Annotated in this window: 1 pseudogene; it reads left to right on the forward strand. The window is 85.0% G+C overall.

Annotated elements, in window-relative coordinates:
• Positions 1 to 240: pseudogene (locus KVT14_RS21165) on the forward strand (cation-transporting P-type ATPase); the annotation flags it as partial.

The raw sequence follows: 240 nt of genomic DNA on the forward strand, positions 1-240 counted from the left end.
GCCCGCCACCCCGCGGCCCTGCGGCCCGCCACGCGCACCGGCGACACCACCCGCACCGCCCGCGCCCTCGCCGCGGCCGCGGGCCTCGCGGACGCCCGCGCCGAGCAGCGCCCCCAGGACAAGGCGGAGGCCGTCACCCGCCTCGGCGCCGGCTCCGCCATGGTCGGCGTCGGCGTCAACGTCGCCCCCGCGCTCGCCCCCCCCGGCGTCGGCGACGCGGTGGGCGCCCCCGCGACCTCC

This window comes from Cellulomonas sp. GbtcB1 (genome assembly GCF_019091725.1).
GTDB lineage: Bacteria > Actinomycetota > Actinomycetes > Actinomycetales > Cellulomonadaceae > Cellulomonas.